The sequence below is a fragment of the Flavihumibacter sp. ZG627 genome (genome assembly GCF_000814325.1).
Lineage (GTDB): Bacteria > Bacteroidota > Bacteroidia > Chitinophagales > Chitinophagaceae > Flavihumibacter.
Map to the genome: position 1 here is coordinate 1 of NZ_JPHF01000012.1, position 23,779 is coordinate 23,779.

The 23,779-nt window shown below is 44.1% G+C and carries 16 protein-coding genes; 9 read left to right on the forward strand and 7 right to left on the reverse strand.

Translation table 11 applies throughout. The features are described from left to right. Nucleotides 1-400: 400 nt before the first annotated feature. The 4 genes from HY58_RS16990 to HY58_RS17005 all read right to left on the reverse strand — a co-directional run bounded on the left by HY58_RS16990 (nt 401) and on the right by HY58_RS17005 (nt 5,973). A complete protein-coding gene (locus HY58_RS16990; RefSeq protein ID WP_039134875.1) occupies nt 401-2,371 on the reverse strand; it encodes an LTA synthase family protein in 1,971 nt (656 codons plus the stop codon). A 92-nt stretch (nt 2,372-2,463) separates the two neighbouring features. After that, complete coding sequence (locus HY58_RS19065; protein ID WP_052324244.1) at nt 2,464-4,335, reverse strand: ATP-binding protein; 1,872 nt, start codon at nt 4,333-4,335, stop codon at nt 2,464-2,466. A gap of 12 nt (nt 4,336-4,347) precedes the next feature. Next, entirely contained in the window at nt 4,348-5,502 is a 1,155-nt protein-coding gene (locus tag HY58_RS17000; protein ID WP_039134877.1) for an acyl-CoA dehydrogenase family protein, read from the reverse strand. Between the two features lie 54 nt (nt 5,503-5,556). Next, entirely contained in the window at nt 5,557-5,973 is a 417-nt protein-coding gene (locus HY58_RS17005; RefSeq protein WP_052324245.1) for a response regulator, read from the reverse strand. 251 nt (nt 5,974-6,224) lie between these two features. On the opposite strand from HY58_RS17005, the gene HY58_RS17010 reads away from it, so the two are divergent. Genes HY58_RS17010 through HY58_RS17025 form a run of 4 tightly spaced genes read left to right on the forward strand, consistent with a single transcriptional unit; the run spans nt 6,225 to nt 12,152 of the window. After that, a complete protein-coding gene (locus tag HY58_RS17010) occupies nt 6,225-8,480 on the forward strand; it encodes a xanthine dehydrogenase family protein molybdopterin-binding subunit (RefSeq protein ID WP_039134880.1) in 2,256 nt (751 codons plus the stop codon). Nucleotides 8,481-8,510: 30 nt separating this feature from the next. Further along, nucleotides 8,511-8,975 carry a (2Fe-2S)-binding protein gene (locus HY58_RS17015; protein ID WP_039134883.1) on the forward strand — a complete coding sequence of 155 codons (465 nt, stop codon included), beginning with the start codon at nt 8,511-8,513 and terminating at the stop codon, nt 8,973-8,975. Nucleotides 8,976-8,985: 10 nt separating this feature from the next. After that, entirely contained in the window at nt 8,986-9,585 is a 600-nt protein-coding gene (locus HY58_RS17020; protein ID WP_052324246.1) for a hypothetical protein, read from the forward strand. Nucleotides 9,586-9,611: 26 nt separating this feature from the next. Next, complete coding sequence (locus tag HY58_RS17025; RefSeq protein ID WP_039134886.1) at nt 9,612-12,152, forward strand: TonB-dependent receptor; 2,541 nt, start codon at nt 9,612-9,614, stop codon at nt 12,150-12,152. 100 nt (nt 12,153-12,252) lie between these two features. Here HY58_RS17025 and HY58_RS17030 read toward each other — a convergent pair whose 3' ends face one another. The 3 genes from HY58_RS17030 to HY58_RS17040 all read right to left on the reverse strand — a co-directional run bounded on the left by HY58_RS17030 (nt 12,253) and on the right by HY58_RS17040 (nt 15,020). Further along, nucleotides 12,253-13,200: a GNAT family N-acetyltransferase gene (locus HY58_RS17030; protein ID WP_039134889.1), complete on the reverse strand. Its 948-nt coding sequence runs from the start codon at nt 13,198-13,200 to the stop codon at nt 12,253-12,255. Nucleotides 13,201-13,263: 63 nt separating this feature from the next. Continuing rightward, nucleotides 13,264-13,950, reverse strand: coding sequence for a response regulator (locus tag HY58_RS17035; RefSeq protein WP_039134892.1), 687 nt, complete (start codon nt 13,948-13,950; stop codon nt 13,264-13,266). Next, nucleotides 13,947-15,020: an ATP-binding protein gene (locus HY58_RS17040; RefSeq protein WP_052324247.1), complete on the reverse strand. Its 1,074-nt coding sequence runs from the start codon at nt 15,018-15,020 to the stop codon at nt 13,947-13,949. The genes HY58_RS17035 and HY58_RS17040 overlap by 4 nt, the downstream gene beginning before the upstream one ends. A 144-nt stretch (nt 15,021-15,164) precedes the next feature. Here HY58_RS17040 and HY58_RS17045 point away from each other — a divergent pair, with 144 nt between their 5' ends. The 5 genes from HY58_RS17045 to HY58_RS17065 all read left to right on the forward strand — a co-directional run bounded on the left by HY58_RS17045 (nt 15,165) and on the right by HY58_RS17065 (nt 23,764). Beyond that, nucleotides 15,165-17,135, forward strand: a complete 1,971-nt coding sequence (locus HY58_RS17045; protein WP_039134895.1) for a KUP/HAK/KT family potassium transporter — start codon at nt 15,165-15,167, stop codon at nt 17,133-17,135. Between the two features lie 120 nt (nt 17,136-17,255). After that, the gene (locus tag HY58_RS17050) at nt 17,256-19,610 is read left to right on the forward strand and encodes a TonB-dependent receptor (protein ID WP_172644677.1); all 2,355 of its coding nucleotides are present in this window, start codon (nt 17,256-17,258) and stop codon (nt 19,608-19,610) included. Beyond that, a complete protein-coding gene (locus HY58_RS17055; protein ID WP_039134900.1) occupies nt 19,607-20,713 on the forward strand; it encodes a PepSY domain-containing protein in 1,107 nt (368 codons plus the stop codon). The genes HY58_RS17050 and HY58_RS17055 overlap by 4 nt, the downstream gene beginning before the upstream one ends. A 61-nt stretch (nt 20,714-20,774) precedes the next feature. After that, nucleotides 20,775-21,155 carry a DUF3347 domain-containing protein gene (locus tag HY58_RS17060; protein ID WP_052324248.1) on the forward strand — a complete coding sequence of 127 codons (381 nt, stop codon included), beginning with the start codon at nt 20,775-20,777 and terminating at the stop codon, nt 21,153-21,155. Between the two features lie 5 nt (nt 21,156-21,160). After that, nucleotides 21,161-23,764: a multicopper oxidase domain-containing protein gene (locus HY58_RS17065; RefSeq protein WP_039134902.1), complete on the forward strand. Its 2,604-nt coding sequence runs from the start codon at nt 21,161-21,163 to the stop codon at nt 23,762-23,764. Nucleotides 23,765-23,779: the final 15 nt, after the last annotated feature.

Here is a 23,779-nt window from a genome sequence, read left to right on the forward strand (position 1 = left end):
CCGAAGCTTCAGCGTAGGTGGGCGGTGCCCTATAAAGCTTCAGTAATTCTTTCAAACCCTGCTCCACAAATTCATATTACGGCAGGCAATCTTGATTGTGAATTAAAATACTTATCATTGAGGTTAGTATTCCTTTCAATATTACCGCATACAGATTGTCCAAGGATATTGATATTCGATCACTCCTGTTAAGATAGACGCCGAATAACATGTGTATTGGCAAAAGCGGATTTCCCGTACCCAAATAGTTTACAAATTCATTCTCGCCCGCCTTCGCGAATGCCGCAACATTAAATAATGGGTCAAATATATTTACTATTAATTATTAGATATCTTATTCGCACACATAGAATAGTTGCTTCTGTTATTTATAAAAATACTGCTCGATGGCTTTTATCCCTCAATTTCGGCTATGCCTGTGCTGATCAATATAAGAAGCAGCACCCTGGAACCATGCAATGGCTTCATGTTCCATAGCCTTATCCATTTTCTCCGGACGCATAACGCCGGTTCTGAAATCAGGCTCAAACATTTGCACTTTTCTGCGGGGTGAGAGAACAACCATCTTGCCGTCTTTTACATAGGCGATATCCTGGTAATTGACCAGCAATAATCTTTCACGTCCTTTTTCCAGGTGAAATATATCATAACCAAAAAAATCTGACTCATAGGGGATATTAAGCAATCCCATGATGGTAGGTGGTATATCGATCTGGCTGGTGAGCCGTTCAAATTTCCCGGGCTTTATAAGTCCGGGTGCATATATCCAACCCGGTATATGATATTTATTGACCGGCATATCCGTTTTGCCACCAACAGATGCACAATGGTCGGCAAGTATTACAAAAATGGTATTATTGAACCATGGTTTCTTTCTTGCCTGCTGAAGGAATTGTCCGAGGGCATAGTCAGTATAGAGCAATCCTCCCTCTCTTCTTTTAATGGAAGGGGGGATAACAACTTTGCCTTCCGGGTAGGTGTATGGCCGGTGGTTTGACACGGTCATCAGGTGATTAAAAAAAAGTTTACCCGATCCGTAACTTTTATCCATTTCGGAAAGAGCCTTCGCGTATAGATCTTCATCACATACACCCCAGGCTGTTTCATGATGAATACTATCTGCCGGAATATCGCTTTCATCAACAACCTGGTAGCCATTCTTGCCAAAAAAATCTCCCATATTATCAAAGAAGCTATTGCCTCCATAAATAAACTTGGTATCATACCCATGTTTCTGAAGCACTTCACCCAGGGTGAACATATTATTGCGGGTTGGAAGGCGTTTTACAATTGACTGTCCCGGTGTGGGAGGCATGGAGGTACTAACCGCTTCAAGCCCTCTCACGGTGCGTGTTCCGGAAGCGTATAGCTGGGTAAAAAACAAGCTTTCATCAATCAGTGAATCAAGATTAGGTGTAAGCTTAGGGGCTATCCCTATTTGCTTTAATAGATAATCGGGATAATAATAGTTATGGTATTCTTTAAAATAGCTGAGATACTCTGCGCTAAGACTCTCAATGGTTATCATTACCACATTCCAGTTATGCGGTTCTCCAACCGGATTGATCTTACGGGTTATATTATGTTCATCCTTGCTTTCAAAACTGGCAGCGGGCTCCTGCAGCAGCTCATGTAGTTTGTTATATACGACAGCCTCCTCATCTTTTGCATAAAAATCAAGGTAGGGCATTTCGTTTTTCCTGAATGCATTTCCAAATTGGTAGATTCCATTAGCGGCCAGTTCATTGTTCATCTTGTTATTCGAAATATTATGGATATCATCTTCAGTAAAATAAAAAATGGAAAATGAGACTGACAACACTGTTACAAGTGTGATCATTCGGGCCACCAGGGGGATTCTTTGCTGGCCGGTAAAAACCTGTTTTCTGATAAATAACCAAATAGCCAGGGTTATGATTAACAATCCACCAATGACAGGTGCCATTGGATAAGATTGACGAATATTATTAAGAACCTCATTGGTATATATGAGGTAATCAACAGCAATAAAGTTATATCGGACAGAAAATTCATTCCAGAAGAATATTTCCGAAACCGCATTCAAAACCAATAATAAGAGGTGAATAAAGAAAAATGTTTTTTGGAAATACCTGCCTGCTTTGGTAAGGAGGAATTTTTGCGGCAACACCCATATTATAAGAAAAAGGAAAAGACTGAAATACCAGGCAGCCAGTATGTCAAAGTAAAATCCTGTAAGAAAAGTTTTGGCAATTAACACTGGTTGGAGAGAAGCCTCCGGTAACGCATAAACAAACAGAACGATCCTTGTAAGGGTGCTAATCAATACAAACACAATGATAAGCAAGTACCATAACCGGAAGCGTTGGAGGGTGTCTTTGATGGTTTGCATATGCTATATTACAATTTTAAGCTGCTATGCCAATGTGATAACTATCACACCAGGTTTTTAAATCAGGTTCAAATCCATAATTAACATGCCTTTTAGAGCTGAGGCAGCAAAACATGAAACGCTGCACCATTGTCAGGTTCTGAAACAGCATAGATGAGTCCCCTGTGATTGATCGCAACTTTCTTTACCAGTGATAGTCCGATTCCGGTTCCTTCATATGCTGTTTTGGAATGTAAGCGCTGGAAGATAGCGAAGATCTTCTCTGCATATTTTTGTTCGAACCCTATTCCATTGTCCTTGATGGTGATCTTGTAATACTCTTTGAATCGAATGAGTTCTGGGTGCATGGTTATTTCTTCCTGCAAGGCATTGGTTGCACTGATCTCAACGATGGGGGGCGTGCCAGGCCTCGAGAATTTCAGGGCATTGTTGATCAGGTTGTAAAAGAGCTGCTGCATCTGTACGGGAATGGCATTCAGCACAGGGAGCTCACTAACCTGGATAGTTGCATTTTTTTTCGCGATCATCAATTCAAGATCAACCAGTACCTGCGATACAACTTCATTCAGAGAAACCCAGCTAAACCTGTCTTCACTCTTTAACCTTGCGTAGGTCAGGAGATCTTTGAGTGATTCGCTCATCCTTTCGGCTGTAGTACTGATCTTGTCGAGGTATTTGTTGGATTGTTCATCGAGATGGTGCCTGGAGGTGGTTTTCAGCATGCTGGCAAAGGTCATGATCTTTCGAAGTGGTTCCTGCAGATCATGGCTGGATACGTGTGTGAACTGTTCCAGCTCATTATTGATAATTTCTAATGAATGCGTTCTTTCCTTTACCTTTTTCTCCAGTTCTTCCGTCAGCAATACCTGGTCATGTATATCAGTGCAGGTACCTACCCACATCAGGATCTCTTTACCTATTCCTTGTATGGCTGAAGCCCGCACAAGATGCCAGCGGTATTCTCCTTTTGCATTTCGATACCTTGCTGCCTGCTGGAAAGGCTTTCCGCTTGCCAGGGAACTCTTCCATTGCCGGAGAAGTTTTTCTTTGTCGGCGGCATAAACAACATCCACCCAGCCTTCGCCTGCAGCCTGCTCTTTAGACTGACTGGTATAGAAATACCATCCCTGGGTAAAATAGGTTGCATAACCATCGGCACCCGCCGTCCAGGCTATTTGCGGTAATGCTTCAAGAATACTGTGAATGCGCTGTGTTTCCTGCCGCACATGGGTAACATCATTTAAGAGCAGCAGGAAATGTTTTTCTCCCTCTTCCGTATATACTGCTGAGGAGGTGAGTTCAAATATTTTTTGCTGATGGGAGAGCTCTATGCTGGCTTCCGGATCATGTTGCTGGTGGATGAATTCCTTTATGTATGAAACCTGCTCTTTGGGAAATACCTGCGATAGCTCAACATCTACTGTTTCGAGAAGTGGAAATAATTTGCGGGCCTGCTGATTGAAATTGACGATACGATCTGTATCACTTAAAAGAATGGCACTGATGGGAGCATGTTCCAGGAAGCAGCCCATCTGCGTCACTTTGATTTTTTGAACCTGTTCTGCTTTTGGAATGGCGTTCAGGTTCAGTTGATGAAAGGATCTCTTTTGTCTTGTTCGCGTGGCGGCGTTTTCGCAAAGGGTGGGGAGGTTCAGCTCGGGATTGAGTGGAACCACCAGGGTGTTCTTTCCAATAAAAGGAGCAAACTGGAAAGCCTGTTTAACCTGCTTTAATGCGGAAGGTTCAGCCAGTACGAGTACAGAGAGATGTTTGTCGGCCGCATAAATTTTCTGTACCTCTTTTACCGGTGCTGCTATACCGGGACCAATTAGAAAAACCTCAGCGCGCTCCATAAGGTTTTGTAGAATAGCAACGTCTGCTGCATCAACTTCCACCAGCGAAAACAATGAGGAGAGCTGCTGATAGCCCGGGGGGGTAGTTGTCAGTCCCGAATGAATGATCATGATTACATTTTTTTAGTCCGACAATAAAGGCTGCTCCAGAAGAGATCTTCCTATCCAGGTGTAGAGGATATCTGTTGTTGGTGCCATCACGTGTGCAGCTCTTGCATCGCGGAGAAGCATCCCGAGGAGATTGTTGTTTTCATAACCGAGCCCTCCCGAGAGGGTCATAGCTTCATTCACTGTATCAACTGCGCAGGAGGCCACCTCGGCCTTGGCAGCCAATATTGAAAGCACTGCTGATTCTTCTCCTTTATCGCCGTCCAGTGCAGCATTATAAATAAGCTGTCGCGTGCGTTGCACTTTTGCCCAGATAGTGCCCAGCCGGTGTTGAAGGATGGAGACCTGTGCCAATGAGCTGCCATTATGTGTATACATTCTTTTGGAGAGTGTTGACCTGGCTTCTGATAAGGCGCGTTCGGCAATGCCGAGGTAGGTGCCTGCCATGGCCGTAAGAAAATAGGGGGCCACAACATTAAAAATATACCAGAGCTGATCCCCTTTTTCACCAAGCACCTGCTGGTCTGAAATGCGGACATTATTTAGTTTCAGTGATCGGGACGAGTTACCTCTCATGCCGAGTCCATCCCATTCTTTACCCCAATGCATGCCTTCGGTGTTTTTGTTAACCACGATGCAGGAAAACTGATGGGGCTCGGCATCACTGCTGGCGCCTACAGTTGAGAGAACATAAGAATCAGCGTGTGATCCATTGGTCACAAAGGTCTTCATTCCATTCACCATGAAATCTGTTTCGGTTATGGGAAGGAGTGAGGTTTGCGGGATATAAAAATGAGAACCTGTTCCTTTCTCACTGAGGGAGAGGGTTGTAATATGCTGGCCATTTGCGATAGGCTCGAGGTAGTTTTGCTTTTGCCATTCGGTGGGTTTAGCCGCTATCACGGCTGTACCTACACAATGCATTCCAAAACATAGTCCGGCGGAAGAGTAACCCTTTCCCAGTTCTTCACAAACGCGGGCCAGGGCATACATGCCATGTCCATGTCCGCCGCAGTTGATGGGAGCCGTTAGTGCTGTAAGTGTGGATTGCTTTAAAGCGTTCATCGTTTCAGAAACCCAAACACCATCGTGGTCGGCAACTAATGCTTCTTTCACTGCTATATCAGTAGCTATTTCTTTTGCTTTATTTATCAGCGCATTTATATCCATTAATGATTATGTTTTCACCTCAGTATTCACCTGGCAATTTAATTTTTCTGAGGGTTACATGCAATATCGGAGCATACCTTCAACTGTTTTGACAAAATCAGGCATATTGGAAGGTTTTACAACGAAATCAGTGGCGCCTTTTGATAAGCTGCGGACTCTGTCGATTTCAGAAGCAGATGTTGTGAAAATGATTTTGGGGATATGCTGAAAGCTGGCTTTGTGGTTTAATATCTCCAGGGTTTGAATGCCGTCAAGAACAGGCATATTCAGATCGAGGATGATCACGCAGGGCAGTCCGTCTTCAGGTGAAAGATTAAATAGGATCTCAAGGGCTTCCTTGCCGTTAGTGGCCATATGCACCTTATGATAAGATCCTACATTCCTCAGCGCATGCATTAAAAATTCTCTATCATCTTCATCGTCTTCAGCAAATAATATGGAAAAAACATGATGGGAATTAACAATAGACATAGTAGGCGAATTTACAACTACAGACGGAGGATTTGTGGTGAAAGACATGAAAACTTATGCCAATGTTTAAGTACTATCCAAGTGTTGAATCTATTAAGGAGTTGGGGAAAATTGTCGCCAATCAGCAAAATTGGTAGGGGAAACCGTAATCTGTATACAAATATTGCCATGAAAAACTATGATCTTTAGCACATTGTCTTATCTTATTTTATAGGTGATCAATTGATTTTGTAATAATAAATTCCCCAACAATGGCCGATCTAAAAACTTCCATAACCAGGCGATCCTTCCTGCGGTCTTCAGCACTTGCCGGGGGCGGACTGATGATCAGTTTTTCCTGGCTCTCCGCCTTTAAATCTCCCGATACAATGGCGCCCGAACTTGCCGATTGGGCTGAGTTGACCGGGTATGTAAAGATCACGCCTGATAACATCATAAAAATTCTAAATCCCAATCCGGAGTTTGGACAAAATGTTATGACCTCGCTTCCCATGATTGTAGCGGAAGAACTGGATGCCGACTGGAAGCAGGTGCTGGTGGAGATGGGGCCACACGATAATGTGAAACTGGGGCCGCAGTTTACCGGGGGAAGCAATTCGGTGAGGATGTACTGGAAACCACTTCGCGAAGCAGGTGCAGCGGCAAGGCAAATGTTGATAGAAGCTGCATCCCAATCCTGGGCGGTGCCTGCAGCAGAAATTACTACGAAGGCCGGCATCTTGTATCACCAGAAAACTGGTAAGCAGGCAACCTATGGCAGCCTGGCAACAAAAGCTTCTGCTATCGCCATTCCGAAAGGGATGAAGCTGAAAGATGCAAAAGAATTTAAGGTGGTGAAATCATCCATAAAAAATGTTGAGGGAAAGAAGATCGTTACCGGCGAACCTCTTTTTGGATTAGATTATCATGTGGAAGGGATGCTTATTGCGATGATAGAACATCCGCCTGCCTTTGGAATGAAACTAAAATCTTTTGATGCATCGGAAGCGCTGAAGATGCCGGGCATTAAAGATGTGTTCACGCAGAAATTATATGAAGATGGTTTTGAGCAGGGAGGTTTCGATACGAGAACATTCAACGATCTGTTGGTTGTAGTTGGGAGCAATACCTGGCAGGTGATGAAGGCGCGTAAGAAATTAAAAGTGGAGTGGGAGCCCGCTGGTGAGTATAAAGATATTATTGCCGCCCGTGGTCAGAAAAGAGAGGTGGTTGTACCTGCAGAGCTGGAAAGTACGGAGGCACAGCTAAAGAAAATGCAGGAATGGTCGGCAAAGCCCGCCCCTCAACTGAGAAAGGACGGAGAGCCGGAAGCAGCATTTAAAAATGCAGCGCAGGTAATTGAGAGAACCTATAATGCACCCTTCCTCGCACATAATTGCATGGAGCCGATGAATTTCTTCGCGCATGTTACGGATGACAAAGCTTTGGTTGCTGGTCCGCTTCAGGCACCGGGCTGGTCGGAGCCCACGCTGGCAAAACTTTTAAACCTGCCGGCCGACAAAATTGAGATCCAGATGACCCGCATGGGTGGAGGTTTTGGTCGCAGGGCCTATGGACAATACCTCTATGAGGCAGCACTGATCTCTAAAAAAGTAAAGGCTCCCATCAAACTGGTTTATAGTCGGGAAGACGATATGACCTATGGCATTTACCGGCCCATGTACACAGCAACGTATAGAGCTGCGCTGGATGCCAATAAAAAACTGATCGGCTTTCATGTTAATGGTGGTGGCATTCCTGAGCATGCCATCCATGCGAACAGATTTCCCGCCGGAACAGTAGATAATTATTTAGCGGAAGGCTGGGCTATCCCATCCAATATTACCATAGGAGCATTCAGGGCTCCGCGATCCAATTTCAATGCGGCAGCAGAACAATCTTTTCTTGATGAACTGGCAGAAGCAATGGGTAAAGACCCTATTGATTTGAGGTTGGAACTCCTGCAGAAAGGCAAGGAATCCCCGGTTGGTCAGAACAATGATTATGATGCCGAACGGTATGCGGGTGTACTAAAACTGGTAAGGGAAAAATCAGGCTGGGGCAAGGCGGAAAATAAAAAATACAGTCGCGGTGTGGCAGCCTATTTCTGCCATAATTCTTATGCAGCACATGTAGTGGATATAGTGATGAAGAATGGGCAACCATATGTAGAAAGAGTATTCAGCGCAATAGATTGTGGCATTGTGGTCAATCCGGATGCGGCAATAAACATGGTGCAGGGAGCTGTTGTGGATGGCATTGGAAATGCTTTCTATGGTGGGTTAACGCATAAAGAGGGCAGGGCGGTGCAAAACAATTTCCATGCGTACAGGATCATCCGCATGAATGAAGCGCCAAAGAAGATAGAAGTTCATTTTGTACAAAATGATATTGATCCTACCGGCTTAGGAGAACCGCCTTTTCCACCTGTATTTGGTGCAGTGGCGAATGCATTATTCAAAGCAACCGGCCAGCGATTGTATCAGCAACCCTATGCGCCACAGTTAAACAAACGTCGTGCTTTTTAAACAATCAATTTTCACTAACAATATTCAGAAATGATCACATTATCTATCAATAAGAAAACCTACAATGTTGATGTAGATCCTGAGACGCCTTTGCTATGGGTACTGAGGGATGAGCTGGGACTTGTAGGAACAAAATATGGTTGTGGATTAGCGCAATGTGGTGCCTGCACGGTGCACCTCAATGGCGAGGCGGTCAGATCCTGTGTTACCAAAGTAAGCAGGGCTGTGGGACAAGAGGTTGTGACCATTGAAGGTTTAAGTGAGAAAGGAGATCATCCGGTACAAAAAGCCTGGCTGGAAATAGATGTGGCGCAATGTGGTTACTGTCAGACCGGACAGATCATGTCAGCAGTAGTACTGCTCAAAGCGAATAAGAATCCGACGGATGCTGATATTGATGCGGCTATGGCGGGGAATATTTGCAGATGCGGAACTTATCTGAGGATCCGTGATGCAATAAAGTTAGCAGCACAGATAGAGCGTAAGGAAGCATAAATAAAACACTATGAAGAAATATATCATTGTTTTAGCAGGTATAGTAACAATTGTTGCGCTCTTAAGTTTCAGTTTGAAAGATCAGCCGATCAGTGATGCGAATGATAGTTTTCATAAAGACAGTATCGCATCTGTGAATGCTTTCAAAGATGTATATAAAGTATTGATCAGTCCCCGCTGCATGAACTGCCATCCCTCCGGTGATGTGCCGCTGCAGGGAGATGATAGTCATTTACATACCATGCTACCACAAAGAGGTAAGGATGGCAAAGGAATCAATTCCATGAAATGTGGCAACTGTCACCAGGCCACACCTATGGAAGGCTTAAACCAGCCACCTGCGCACCCTGACTGGCACTTACCGCCTGCTGATATGAAAATGGTTTTTGAGGGAAAAACACCGGGGCAACTTGCAAAGCAATTAGTGAATCCAAAAACAAACGGTGGAAAAACGATGAAGCAGTTGATGGAGCATGCGGATGATGGACTGGTAAAAATTGGTTGGGATATGGGAGAAGGCAGAACGGCGCCACCCATTAGTCATGCGGAATTTAAAAAAGCATGGATCAGGTGGATTGAAACAGGTGCCTATGCACCAAAAGATAAGTGAGTCCCTGTAAAAAAGCAACCATATGAATGGGTAGAATATTTTTAGTTGTCTGCAGCCAGTTTTTGCTTTTCGCTACTGCTTTTTGCCAGGACAAGGTCCCTAAAGATACGCTGGGCGCAAAGATGTTATCGGAAGTGGTGGTAACGGCCACAAGGCAGGCAGAAAGCCTGTTAAGCGCACCAGTCAGTATTGAAAAAATGGATGCAGCGCAGTTAAGGTCATCTCCACAACCCGGTTTTTTTGAGGCTATACAAAATATAAAAGGGCTGCATATTATTACACCGGGTATGGGCTTTAAGGTGATCAATGCCCGGGGATTTGCCAATACAACCAATGTCAGGTTTGTACAGATGGTGGATGGCGTTGATATACAGGCTCCGCATATTGGCGCACCCATAGCCAATTCACTTGGTCCCGGTGATCTGGATATTAATAACCTGGAAATTCTACCGGGTTCGGCATCTGCCATTTATGGTATGAATGCCATCAACGGTACGGCTAACTTTATTACCAAAGATCCCTTTCGCTTTCCCGGCATAAGTATCAGCAAAAAATTGGGTGTAAATAATGCAGGCAGCACTGAAACCGCTGCTACACTTTATAGTGAAACAAATATTCGGATAGCCAGGCCTTTTAGTCAGAAATGGGCCATCAAACTGAACGGTACGTTCATGAAAGGAACTGACTGGTATGCAAACAGCCAGGTTGATTTGAATGCTGCTGCCAACTCCAGTACGGCACTTACCGGTGAATTGAATCCGGGTAAAGACAGGGTAAATAATTATGGGGATGAAGCAGGCAACAGGAAAACACTGAATCTTGGAGGCAAACAATATGCGGTTAGCCGTACAGGTTATGCAGAAAAAGATGTGGCGGATTATGATCTGCAAAATATAAAAGGAGATGCCTCTGTATACTTCAGACCAGTTGCCGCGGCAGAATTTATTTATACCTACCGGATTTCAAATCAAAACAATATCTACCAGCGCACCAACCGTTTCAGGCTACACAACTATTTAACACAACAACATGCATTGTCTTTTAAATGGTCTGGCCTCCAGGTAAGAACCTATTTCACAAAAGAGAATAGCGGCGATTCCTACAATATTCGTTCGATGGCTGAGAATATGGATCGCCGTTTCAAAAATGATGAGAGCTGGTTCACTGATTTTTCCAGTCGTTATAATATGGTATCCCAGGCTGGCAGTTCCGTGGCCGAAGCACTTAGCCTGGCGAGGCTTTTTGCAGATAGCGGCAGAATACAGGTGGGTAGTAAAGAAATGCAGAACATGATTGATACGTTGCGGCATATCAATAACTGGGATGAGGGTGCCGCGCTAAAAGTAAAAGCCGCACTATTTTTTATAGAGTTGCAGCATGATATCACCAATCGTCTTTTTAATAATGTGAAAGGGTTGCATATAATGTATGGGCTTGATCACAGGAATTATATAATAACTCCGGATGGAAATTATTTTATCAACCCTGAAAAGACGGGCAGGAATTTAAAATACTGGAAGCTGGGAGGATTTCTGCAGGCAACAAAATATTTCATGGGTGATAAGCTAAAGATAAATGCAGTGGTTCGCATTGATAAATCGGAGTATTTTTCGCCTAAGATCCATCCGCGATTAGCCATCGTTTATTCACCTGCATTGCATCATAGCTTTCGTGTATCAGCGCAGAATGGTTATCGTTTCCCAAGCATATTTGAAGCCTTCTCCAATATCAACAGTGGAGGAAGAAAGAGAATTGGCGGATTGCCCGTTATGTCAGATGGAGTATTTGAATCCAGCTATACACAGGCCTCCATCACTGCGTTTCAAAGGGCAGTGCAGAATGAAGTAAACCTGAATGGCAGCAGTTTAAATGATGCAATCGTTAAGCACAGGGACTTACTTAAAAGGAATCCCTATACTTATTTGAGGCCGGAAAAGGTTACCGGTTTTGAAGCCGGTTATCGCACTATGCTTTTCAATAACAGGTTAAAAATTGATGCAGACATTTATTATAATATCTACCGGCACCTGATGGCACAGATCGACGCTAATGTGCCCAAAACAAGCATTGCAGACAGTATCCCTTTTTATCTGCAAAATAATGGCAAGCAAAGCCTGTATCGACTATGGACCAATTCAAAAACCGTGAGCCATAATTATGGTGCGGCATTTGGAATGGCCTATGAACCCGTAAATGGTTTTCAGTTAAGTGGCAATTTTACCTATGCAAAGCTGGCGAGAAAAGACCAGGGCGACGGATTGGAAGATGGCTTTAATACACCGAAGTGGAGTTACAATCTGGGTGCAAGGCATTCAAAGATTTATAAAACAGCAGGATTTGCGATCAGTTACAGGCAGCATTCCTCTTTCTTATGGGAGTCGGCTATGGCTACCGGAAATGTGCCAGGCTATTCTTCGCTTGATGTGCAGGCGAATGTGGGTCTGTTTAATAATGCATTGAATGTAAAGATCGGGGCAACAAATGTTATCAATAAATATTATTACTCTTTTATAGGAGGTCCATCAATTGGCGGTTTTTATTATACCAATATGGTTTATTCATTTTGATTTTCCTTCTCCGGACCCTCTTCGAAGAATTGTCGAACTATTGTGGAACCATTACGCACGAACGGGCATATCGTGATCGTTGAAATGAGTCACCTGTAAGTTAGAGGTCAAGTTCCATTTGGATATTGCATCGCTCGTACGGTGTAGTGCGACCGGAAATTTTCTTAAAGCCTAATTTGTAATAGAGGTTGATAGCGGGTGTAAGAATGGTATTGCTTTCGAGGTAGAGTTTTTTACCGCCCATTGATCTTGCTTTTTCGATGATAGCCTGGGCTAATAACCATCCGATGTTTTTGCCCTGGGCCTTAGGGGAGACGGCCATTTTCGCCAGTTCAAAATCATAGTCAGGGTCTTTCATTTTGATGAGGGCACAAACGCCAACGGGTTCATCATCGTATAAGGCTACCAGTATGGCGCCACCTTTGTTCAGGATATATTCCTTTGGATGATCGAGGGCTTTATAATCGGATTCTTCCATCTTAAAATAAGTGGTGATCCATTCTTCATTCAGGTTACGAAAAGCGGCGGCGTATTCAGGCTTGTAAGGAACGATCTGCACTTTCACGCTTTCCCGCTTTTTCTTTTGTTCCTGCACATATTGGAAAAGGCTTTTGCGGTTGAGGAGGAATTCCCATTCTTCAATGGCCTTCCAGAGATCATGTTTTGCTTCTTTAGAAAGCTCTTCCACTGCGGCTGTTACGTCGGTATACTGGTCTTTTATTTTTTCGGATAGTTCCTTTCCTTTTTTCGAGAGACTGACTACGTTCTTGCGGCCATCTCCCTTATCTTTCTTTTCAGTGATCAGTCCGCCCTTTGCCATCTCCTGAACTATTTTACTCACCGATGGATGTGAATGTCCTATTACCTGCGCCAGCTCTGTGATGGTAAAGTTTCCTTTTGCAAGTGTATGGAAAACAGGGAACCATTTAGGCTGCAGGTCGATATTGTAAAGCTGGTATATGGCAGATGCATCAGCGGTTATCTTATCTGTTAAGAGGCGAAGCCGGCTGCCTATCGCCATCTTGCCTGTTTCTGTATAGAAGTCCATATAAGTAGTTATTTACGTAACTGGTTACGCAAATATAAATAAATGATTTATTTGTGCAAATTCTTACCTGGCAGCTATTAATCTGTATCCCACGCCTGATTCTGTGAGCAGGTATTTTGGCCGGTTGGGATCATCTTCTATTTTCTTCCTGATCTGGGCTATGAATACCCTCAGGTATTGCGATTGGTTAATATATCCCGGTCCCCAGATGGCCCTGAGTAAAAACTGGTGGGTGAGTACCTTGCCTTCATTGCGGGCCAGCAAGGCCAGCAGATTGTATTCCGTAGAAGTGAGTTTAACAAGCTGGTTATCTTTTTTGACGGTGCGGGCTACCAGGTCGATGGTAAGCCCCTCAAAATCCATCGTTGTTTCTCTTTCCTCATTGCTGATGTTCCTGATAACGGATCGTATCCGGGCAAGGAGTTCGCCTGTTCGGAAAGGCTTCGACAGGTAATCGTTGGCGCCATTGTCCAGTGCTTTTATGATCTCTTCTTCCGCCTTCTGAACAGAAAGAATAATGATGGGGTTGGTGTACCACTGCCTTAATTTTTGCAATACAATATGCCCGCTTTCATCAGGCAGGCCAAGGTCGAGCAGGATAAGTTCCGGGGGATGGTTGGCTGCCATGATAAGGCCTTCTTTAGCAGAGACGGCAGTTTTCACCAGGTACCCATTGCTTACCAGTGTAATCTCCAGGAGCTTCCTGATCTGCGGCTCATCATCTATTATTAAAATTTCTGCTTTGGTCACGGCGCCTGGGTTTCATGTTGATAGATCTTCACGGGAATGGTGACGGTAAACTTTGATCCCCTTTTACTGCTTTCCAGTTCTACCGTTCCTCCCAATGCTTCTGTAAAACCTTTCACGATGGTGAGTCCCAGTCCGGAACCCGAAGTAGATGGATTTTTTGTGCGGGAGAATTTATGAAACACTTCCCTGCTGTCAACATTGTCAAATCCCGCGCCGTTGTCTTCAATGTCTATCTGCAACAGGTCTACCAGTTGGGTGATGCTAATGGCGATGGTAGAATCAGGCGCGGTGTGGATGGCGGCATTATTGAGCAGGTTGTAAATGATCTGGTCGAGCATACCTTTGTCGATGGCGCATAGCGGAAGGTTTTGATTAATACTGATAGCAATTTTACGTGCCGGATTATTTTCTTCCACCCGCTTCACCAGGTCGTACACCAGTTCAACCACATCGGTCCAGTCGTTTTTAGGTTTGATATGTCCGGATTCAAGTCGGGATATATTCAAAAGGTTTTCTACCTGCTGGTTTAACCGAAGGGATGCTTTAGATATTTCTGTCACGAGTTGATCGCGATGAATGTTTGTGAGGTTGGGATTGGTTTGAAGATTATCTGTTGCCGCGATGATAGCTGCGATGGGTGTTCTAAGTTCATGCGAGAGGGAGTTCAGGATAGTATTATAGAGTTTAACGCTATTAGCTCTTTCTTCTTTAAGCCGGGTTATTTTTTCTACCTGCCTGATCTTATAGGTGAGCACGCCGCTGATGATGGCGATGATAAAATACATGATCAGCAGAATGGTATCTTCTGTTGTGTCAACATGAATGGTATAGCGTGGAGGAATAAAAAAGAAATCCCATAGCAGGGCGCTTAATGCAGCAGAGACCAATACCGGCAATATGTCGAATGTAATGGCCAGCAGAGAAACAGTGATCAGGAGAATGAATGCGGCAACACGATAACCCATCAATCCCGAAAGGGTATAGCATACCGCAGCCACTACCACAATAATGGAGATGCTGTAAAGATATTGCCTGCCTTTTGGGAGCGTGTTAAATAAGAACTTATTCATGTGTAGTTCCTGTTAAGCAAAAGTAGTTTTAAAGTTTAAAGTGGTATGAAGGTGCTGTAAAGCGTATAAAGATTTTATAAGGATTTAGCTGCCAGTAATCTGTTGAGGCCTTAACCCATCTACATTTGAAGCCGAAATTAAGAGATGATGTCATCACATAATCGGGTTACGGTAGCGGGGGTTCTTATTGCGTTGGGAATAATTTATGGTGATATTGGTACTTCACCACTTTATGTGCTGAATGCTATTACCAGTGGCAAACAGATATCGGAAGAGCTTATCATAGGTTCACTATCACTGATCATCTGGACCCTTACCTTACAAACAACCATAAAATATGTGATCCTCACTTTAAGGGCCGATAATAAAGGGGAGGGAGGGATATTTTCACTATTTGCATTGGTGAGGCGCAGGAGAAAATGGCTGGTAATTCCCGCCATGATGGGTGGTGCCGCGCTGCTGGCCGACGGGATGATAACCCCGCCCATTTCAGTTACATCGGCTATAGAGGGATTAAAACAGGTTCCTGCATTACATGAGATCAGTCAATGGACGGTTATCTATATAGTGATAGGAATTATATCGGTGCTGTTTTTTGTGCAGCAGTTTGGGACGGCATTTATTGGAAAGTATTTTGGTCCGGTTATGACGGTCTGGTTTTTAATGCTGGCTACGCTGGGCATCTCCAATTTCTTTCATGACCTCAGCATATTGAAATCCTTCAATCCCTATTATGGCCTAAGGCTGCTAACCCTTTATCCCAATGGATTCTATATACTGGGAGGCGTATTTCTTTGTACCACGGGTGCAGAAGCGTTGTATTCTGATTTAGGGCATTGCGGCAAATGGAATATTCGTTACTCCTGGATCTTTGTAAAGAGTTGCCTGATCATAAATTACCTGGGACAGGGTGCATGGCTGCTGAAGAATCATAACGGCAAGCTGATAAGTGCAGAAATTATTGAGAGTGGATTCAATCCCTTTTATGGCGTCATGCCTTCCTGGTTTTTATATTTCGGGATCACCATTGCAACGGCAGCTACTATTATTGCATCGCAGGCCCTGATATCGGGGTCATTCACATTGGTGAGTGAGGCCATGCGACTGACTCTCTGGCCCAAGCTGAAGATTAAATATCCAACGGAGGCCAAGGGGCAGTTATTTGTTCCGGCGGCTAATGTTTTATTGTATATCGGGTGTATTGGCATTGTGCTGTACTTTAAGAAGGCTTCTAATATGGAGGCTGCTTATGGGTTAGCCATCACCGTTACCATGATTGCCACCTCCATACTTTTTGCCAATTACCTGGTGCTGCGCCGAACAAGGCCTGCACTGGTGTATTTGTATCTCATGGTTTACCTGGGTATAGAATTCAGTTTCTTTTATGCCAACCTCGAGAAATTTCCGCATGGGGGATACGTTACGCTGCTTGTAGGGGGGGTGCTGTTTCTGATCATGTATGACTGGTATAGGGCAAGACAGATCAAGAACCGGTATGTTGAATTTGTCAGGATGGAAGATTATGTGCCGAAAATACAGGAGCTGAGTAATGATAAGACAGTACCCAAATATGCAACCCATCTTGTTTACCTGAGCAGTGCTGCTAACCGGAAGGAGATAGAGCATAAGATCATTTATTCCATACTCAACAGGAAACCTAAGCGGGCAGATATATACTGGTTCATTCATGTTGATACAGTAGATGATCCTTATACGGCGGAGTACAGTGTTGACCATATTATTCCTAATGACATAATAAGGGTAGAATTCAAATTGGGATTTCGGGTGCAGCCAAGGATCAATTTGTTATTCCGTAAAGTGGTGGAAGAACTTGTGAAGAACAGGGAAGTGAATATTAACAGCAGATATGAAAGTCTGGAGCGAAGCAATGTAGTGGGAGATTTTTCTTTTATTGTGATGGAAAAATATCTGAGCCAGGACAATGAGCTGCCTTTCAGTGAAAGATTGATCATGCGGCTACATTTCTGGCTGAAAGAAATTTCGCTTTCTGAGGAGAGGGGTTTTGGATTAGATCCGGGTAATGTGGTGGTGGAGAAATTCCCGCTGATTGTATCGCCTGTTACGAATCTTCGTTTAAAGAGAGTGATGGAGTAAGGGCTTGCAGGTTCCTTTTTTCCGTTTCTCGTAAAACCTTTTCCCGATTGCTAGAGGATAGATGTTTGGCCTGGATCAAATTTGTGCCCCAATAGCAAAAGGAAAATTAATATGAGAAGAATGTTTTCGATTTTATGCCTGCTGGTTTTATCAGTAGCAGGTTTTTCCCAGGATCTGACTACAACAGGAGGTATTAAAGGAATTGTAAGAGCAGAGGATAATAGTCCGGTCCCATCCGCCACCGTTAGAATAAAGGATTTGAAAAAGGCTGTGCTCACCAATAATGAAGGAGCATTTAGTTTTGACAATATTCAACCAGGAAGCTATACGCTGGAGGTTTCTACCATTGGCTATAAACCCATCGAGAAACTGGTTTCTGTATTGGCAGGAACTTATTCAGAACTGAGTCTTCAATTATCACAGGCACAAACAGAATTGACAGAGGTGATCGTTTCTGCGGGACGAACAAAGGAGACGATTGATGAGGTTCCTTCTTCGGTAACGATAGTTGGATTGAAGACCATGCAGCAGAATATAAATATCACGCCCAACCTGGGTGATATACTGGAGAATCGTGTACCCGGACTTGCGCCGAGTACAGGGCTCAGTAGTAATTGGGGACAAACACTCCGCGGACGTAGTTTGCTCATCATGGTAGATGGTGTTCCGCAATCAACTCCGCTGCGAAATGGTGCCATGGATCTTCGGGCATTAGACCCTGCGGTCATTGAAAGGGTAGAAGTAGTTAAAGGTGCCACGGCCATTTATGGTAATGGAGCAGCGGGTGGATTGATCAACTATTTAACCCGCAATCCAAAGACCGATAAGCTTTTGAATAGCCAGACATCGTTGAGTACTACAGGTTCACTCGTCAATAAATCTAATAGTATGGGCGCGCGTATGAGCCAGCTTTTCTATGGTGATAAGGGTAAATTCAATTATGTGCTGAGCGGTGTGTATGAGCAGACAGGTGAGCATAAAGATGCTGATGGCGATGTATTACCGCCGGTATATGGACTTGGTGAAACAGACTCTTATAATGCCTTTGCCAAGGTTGGTTATGATTTCAATGCCAGTCATAAAGTGCAGGCTACCTATAATTTTTATAGCAGTCGGCAAACAACCAACTATCTCACGGAGAATGGTGATTATAAGACAGGCCAGAAAACAACTGCGAAGTTGGGTGAGAGCATAGGTGTGCCGCAGGGAGTAAGAGGCAATCACAACCTGGGTGTACAGTTTAGTGGTGAAACGGGCATTGCAAACACGAGGTATGATGCAGATGTTTATTACCAGAGTGTTGATAATATTTTCTTCTACTCAGAAGTGTTTGTAGACGGTGGTGTATCCCGCATTCTGTCAAAGAAGAACGGAGCTCGATTGGTATTGAATACACCTGTTTTACTAAATAATATTGATGCCAATTTTACCTATGGACTGGATGCGCAGCGTGATATTACCTCACAGCCGCTTGTGGATGGCAGGATCTGGGTTCCTGAAATGAACATGCTGAATATCGCGCCTTTTATCCAGACTAAATTTACCTTTTTTGATAAGCTGGTTCTGAAAGGAGGAGTGCGATATGAAAAAGTAAATATCGGTGTGGACGATTATGCCACCCTGCCTACAAAAAATACCAGAACCGGGGTTGTAACGCCTTCTATGGATGTAAAGGGAGGCGACCTTAAGTATAATGCAGTTGTTTCGAATGTTGGTTTGCGTTATAATCTATCCAATTATTTCTCCCCCTATATAAGTTTTTCACAGGGCTTCAGTGTCTCTGATATCGGTTTGGTATTAAGGTCGGCCAGGGTTGATGATATTGAGAAGATCAATACGGAAGCTGTTATCATCAATAACTATGAAGCCGGATTTGTAACAAGGGTGAAGAATTTCCGCTTTGAGGCAACAGGTTATATCAGCAAATCAAGTTTGGGGGCCAATAGTGTTTATAGTGATGGGGTATTTGTGGTAGTTCGTAGTCCGGAGCGCATTTATGGATATGAATTAGCGGCAGATTATCAAATAACCAAAGACCTGCAGGCCGGACTATCCTATTCATATGTGGAAGGAAAACTTGATGCCGATGATGATGGCAAGTTTGATGGGGATAGTGATGATTACCTGCCCGGGCAGCGGATCGCTCCGCCAAAACTGGCTGGTCATGTGGATTATGCAGTAATTCCGGGCAAGCTGAACGTGCTGCTGCAGTATACGGGAATTTTGAAAAGAGATCGCTTTGCGAGAAACAGCAGCGGTTCTTATGATCCCTATAAGGCCCCGGTGAGTCCATACCATCTTTTCAATTCATCCATTGGATATAATTTCAATGAAAGTACATCGCTGAACCTGGGAATTGAGAATATGTTCAATGCAGATTATTATACTGCAAGGTCGCAGTGGGGAGCTTTCAATGACAGTTATACGAAAGGGAAGGGAGCGTGTTACAGGATAACGCTGAATGTGAAGCTTTGAAGAAAATAGCGCGCAAGATACATTTGTGGCTGGGCCTCGCCACCGGGCTGGTAGTGTTTATAATGGGTGTGACGGGCGCTGTATATTGTTTTGCCCCAGAGTTGCAGAGGCTTCAATCTTACCGGCATGTGGAAGAGGAGAGTGGTGCTTTTCTTCCACCCTCCCGGATAAAGCAGATTGCAGAAGAGCAGTTGCCGGGGAAGACATTACATCGCATTTATTATGATGCGCGGAACAGGTCGGTAATGACCTTGTTTTCAAAAAAGGAGGGGTATGATTATTCAGTTTTCATCAATCCATATAATGGGGCAGTTTTAAAATGCCGCGATAATAACCGAGATTTTTTAAGTGTGGTATTGCAGATACACCGGACGCTGAAGATACCCTACGGGCATGAGATCATTCGCTGGAGCACGGTGATCTTTTTGCTTATGCTGATCACGGGTATCATTCTCTGGTGGCCGAAGAACAGTCGAACTGCCAAGAAAGGCTTCCTGATCATGTGGCGGGCATCCCCCAAAAGATTGAACTATGATCTGCATAAGGTACTTGGATTTTATGTTAGCTGGATTGCGGTCTTTTCTGCTATTACCGGTTTGATGTTTGCGTTTGAAAGTTTTGCAAGCTTTACCTATAACCTTACCGGGGCTAAGCAATCTGTTGTGCATAAGAAGCCCCCGCTTTCTGATACAGCGCGGGCGGGGATTGAGGTAGGTATAGATAAGGTATGGAAGACTATTGAACCAGCTCTTTATGGCAGATATGCGTCGGCAATGTTTGTACTTCCTGCTTCGGCTGAAGGTTCCATTCTGGTAAGGGCAAATCCATCATCTTCCACTTTGTACAAAACAGATTTTCGTTATTTTGATCAGTATAGTGGTAAGGAGATAGACGGGGCCTATGTTTGGGGGAGGTATAGTGATGCAGATACTGTGGCGGATAATATTAAAAGGATGAACTATGATATTCATACCGGTGCAATATTTGGATTGCCCGGCAGGATAGCATTATTTTTTGTGGCATTGGTAGTAGCGAGTTTACCGCTTACGGGTTTTTATTTCTGGTGGGGGAGGCAGAGGAAGTTGAAGAGAGTTAAACAGTAATCCCCGGCTGGCATGGTATTTCCATGTCATAAATGTTCCCTGCTGGTCAAACTGTGTAAACATGAAAAAAGCGCTACTGATCGTTTTAGTTTTCTCTATCCTGTTGCTGCAAAAGGCCACTGCCCAGGATAGTTCTTTTAAGGTCAAATCCCAACTAAGTAGTTTAATCAATTCCTGGCAGCTAATTAAAGATGCGTTGGCGGAAGGCAGCGTTGATGAGGCGGCTTTTGCTGCCTCTGCATATATAAAAATTGCCAATGGTATTGATTATAAATTGCTATCGGAGGGTAATATTCATGCTTTATTAAAAGATGCAGGCGCTATTTCAGAAGCCCCCGACCTTAAAAGGCAACAGAAAAGTTTTGAGCAGCTCTCTGCAAACATGGTGACGCTGGCAAAAGCCTTTAAGCTGGAAATAAGTGTTGGAGATAAAAATCAATAGAGGAAATGAGAAAGATATTATTCATGGCCATGCAATTGGTTTTTTTTGTTGTATTGGCGCAAGATATACTGGCTCAAAAGGCAGAAACACAGGTGGTTTATACCTGCCCTATGCACCCGGAGGTGAAAATGACCAAGCCGGGTAATTGTCCAAAATGCGGGATGACATTGGTGAAAAAAAGCGTTAAGCTTGTTCCGCCGAAGACAGTTCCTAAAAAGCAAAGGGATCCACAAAGGGCAAAAGATAAACTGCCTGCAAAAAAGGAAATGAAGGAGATGCCGGGCATGGAAGAGAAGAAGGATCCGGCAGAAAAGAAGGATTCGGTTGAGATGAAGGATGGGCACATGCATGATCATATGCAGATGGAGCATGCGAAAACAGATTCGGCAGAGGAGGTGGGGCATAAGGTGAATTTGACAGGTGGTAAAACTGTTCGATATGATTTATATGTTACCGATACCATGGTTCATTTTACCGGTAAGCACCGGCATGCACTTGCGGTAAATGGTTCCATTCCAGCCCCGCCACTTATTTTTACCGAAGGGGATACCGCGGAGGTCTATTTACACAACCAGTTGAAGACGTCCACATCCATCCATTGGCATGGCGTCATTTTACCCAACGAGCAGGATGGGGTTCCTTTTCTGACCACTTCGGTAATTCCGGGTGGCACTACTCATTTATATAAGTTTAAGATTGTTCAAAATGGTACGTACTGGTATCATTCGCATACCGGACTTCAACAGCAGTCGGGTACTTATGGAGCGCTGGTATTTAAGCGAAGGGAAGAGAATTCAATGCATGGAAATGGACATGACATGAAGGAGATGAGTCCTGCTTATACCGCTGAATTACCGCTTGTTTTGAGCGATTGGACCGATGAGCATCCTCACCAGGTTCAGCGCCGTTTAAGGAGCGCCAACGACTGGTATGCTATTAAGAAAGGAAGTGTGCAGTCTTATGCGGAGGCCATTAAGAAAGGACATTTTTCGACCAAATTAACGAATGAGTGGAAGCGCATGAACGCAATGGATGTAAGTGATGTGTATTATGAAAAGTTCCTGAGCAATGGCAAAGCGGAAGCTGAAGCGCCTCAATTTAAAGCCGGTGATAAAGTGCGGTTGCGTGTGGTAAATGGGGGATCCTCTTCCTATTTCTGGCTACAATATGCAGGTGGGAAAATGACCGTTGTAGCCAATGACGGCAATGATGTTGTGCCTGTTGAAGTAGATCGGTTAATCATTGGCGTGGCAGAAACCTATGATGTGGTAGTTACTGTTCCAGACAATATGCAATATGAATTTCGTGCTACGGCGGAAGACCGGACCGGGCATACATCGCTATGGCTGGGATCGGGCATGAAGATGCCGGCACCAACGCTTCCGCGGCTCCTCTATTTTGAAGGTATGAATATGATGAATGGGATGATGAAGATGAATGGTGATATGAAGCCGATGCCGGGGATGAAAATGAGTCTGCAGAAAATGGATATGAATACTGTGATGTATCCTGAAATGGCAGGTGCGGATGGTGGGCATGGAAGTCATGAGACGGAGAGCATGAAGGGTATGGACCATAGTAAAATGAACAGCAGTACCGGTATAGTAACACTTAATTATGCCATGCTTCGTTCTCCGGTTCAGACAACCCTTCCTGATGCACCCACCAAAGAACTCCACTTTACACTTGAAGGAAATATGAACCGCTATGTTTGGTCCATCAACAATAAAACTCTTGGTGAGTGGGATAAAATATTAATAAAGCAGGGAGAGAAGGTGCGGGTCATTATGACCAATAATTCTATGATGCGGCATCCCATGCACCTTCATGGGCACGACTTCAGGGTATTGGGTGCACAAGGTCAGTATGCGCCTTTCAAAAATACCATTGATATTATGCCGATGGAAACTGATACCCTTGAATTTGCCGCTAACAAAGACGGCGATTGGTTTTTCCATTGTCATATTCTATACCATATGATGGCTGGAATGGGGAACGTGTTGAGTTACCAGAATTCGCCTCCCAATCCACAGTTGCCTGATAAGGCAAAAGCATGGAAGCAGTTTCAGCGCAGCGAGCGAATGATTCATCCATCTGCAACCATTGGTGTTGAGAGCAATGGCAGCGACGCAAATTTTATGGTAGCCGGCAACCGCTTTGAATTGCAGGGATTGTGGCATCTTGGATTAACACCTGAAAAGGGAAGGGAAGTGGAAGTCAATTTTGGTCGATACCTGGGAAAGATGCAGTGGTTGTTTCCCTATGTAGGTTTCGATTATCACTATGCAAAAGTTGGTGATGAGATCGAAAAGAATTCATTCGGACAGGTTAGTAACAAGAATGACCGGAAGACCTTTGTTGTTGGTTTGCAGTATACCTTACCCATGCTCGTTATAGCTGATGCAAGGGTGGATGGCGACGGGAAATTTCGTTTCCAGCTAGGCAGGGAAGATATTCCGCTTACCAATCGGTTAAGGGGAAATTTAATGTGGAATACCGATAAAGAATATGCTGCCGGTTTGAGATATATACTAAGAAAATGGCTTGCCTTGTCGGCCCACTATGATAGTGATATGGGTTTAGGTGGCGGCATTGCGCTTATTTATTGATGGTGATCGTTGATT

What these genes read in the sequence shown, in the direction of transcription:
- HY58_RS16990 (WP_039134875.1), bottom strand. Translation starts at nt 2,371, where the DNA reads ATGCAAACCATCAAAGACACCCTCCAACGCTTCCGGTTATGGTACTTG.
- HY58_RS19065 (WP_052324244.1), bottom strand. Translation starts at nt 4,335, where the DNA reads ATGATCATTCATTCGGGACTGACAACTACCCCCCCGGGCTATCAGCAG.
- HY58_RS17000 (WP_039134877.1), bottom strand. Translation starts at nt 5,502, where the DNA reads ATGGATATAAATGCGCTGATAAATAAAGCAAAAGAAATAGCTACTGAT.
- HY58_RS17005 (WP_052324245.1), bottom strand. Translation starts at nt 5,973, where the DNA reads ATGTCTATTGTTAATTCCCATCATGTTTTTTCCATATTATTTGCTGAA.
- HY58_RS17010 (WP_039134880.1), top strand. Translation starts at nt 6,225, where the DNA reads ATGGCCGATCTAAAAACTTCCATAACCAGGCGATCCTTCCTGCGGTCT.
- HY58_RS17015 (WP_039134883.1), top strand. Translation starts at nt 8,511, where the DNA reads ATGATCACATTATCTATCAATAAGAAAACCTACAATGTTGATGTAGAT.
- HY58_RS17020 (WP_052324246.1), top strand. Translation starts at nt 8,986, where the DNA reads ATGAAGAAATATATCATTGTTTTAGCAGGTATAGTAACAATTGTTGCG.
- HY58_RS17025 (WP_039134886.1), top strand. Translation starts at nt 9,612, where the DNA reads ATGGGTAGAATATTTTTAGTTGTCTGCAGCCAGTTTTTGCTTTTCGCT.
- HY58_RS17030 (WP_039134889.1), bottom strand. Translation starts at nt 13,200, where the DNA reads ATGGACTTCTATACAGAAACAGGCAAGATGGCGATAGGCAGCCGGCTT.
- HY58_RS17040 (WP_052324247.1), bottom strand. Translation starts at nt 15,020, where the DNA reads ATGAATAAGTTCTTATTTAACACGCTCCCAAAAGGCAGGCAATATCTT.
- HY58_RS17045 (WP_039134895.1), top strand. Translation starts at nt 15,165, where the DNA reads ATGATGTCATCACATAATCGGGTTACGGTAGCGGGGGTTCTTATTGCG.
- HY58_RS17050 (WP_172644677.1), top strand. Translation starts at nt 17,256, where the DNA reads ATGTTTTCGATTTTATGCCTGCTGGTTTTATCAGTAGCAGGTTTTTCC.
- HY58_RS17060 (WP_052324248.1), top strand. Translation starts at nt 20,775, where the DNA reads ATGAAAAAAGCGCTACTGATCGTTTTAGTTTTCTCTATCCTGTTGCTG.
- HY58_RS17065 (WP_039134902.1), top strand. Translation starts at nt 21,161, where the DNA reads ATGAGAAAGATATTATTCATGGCCATGCAATTGGTTTTTTTTGTTGTA.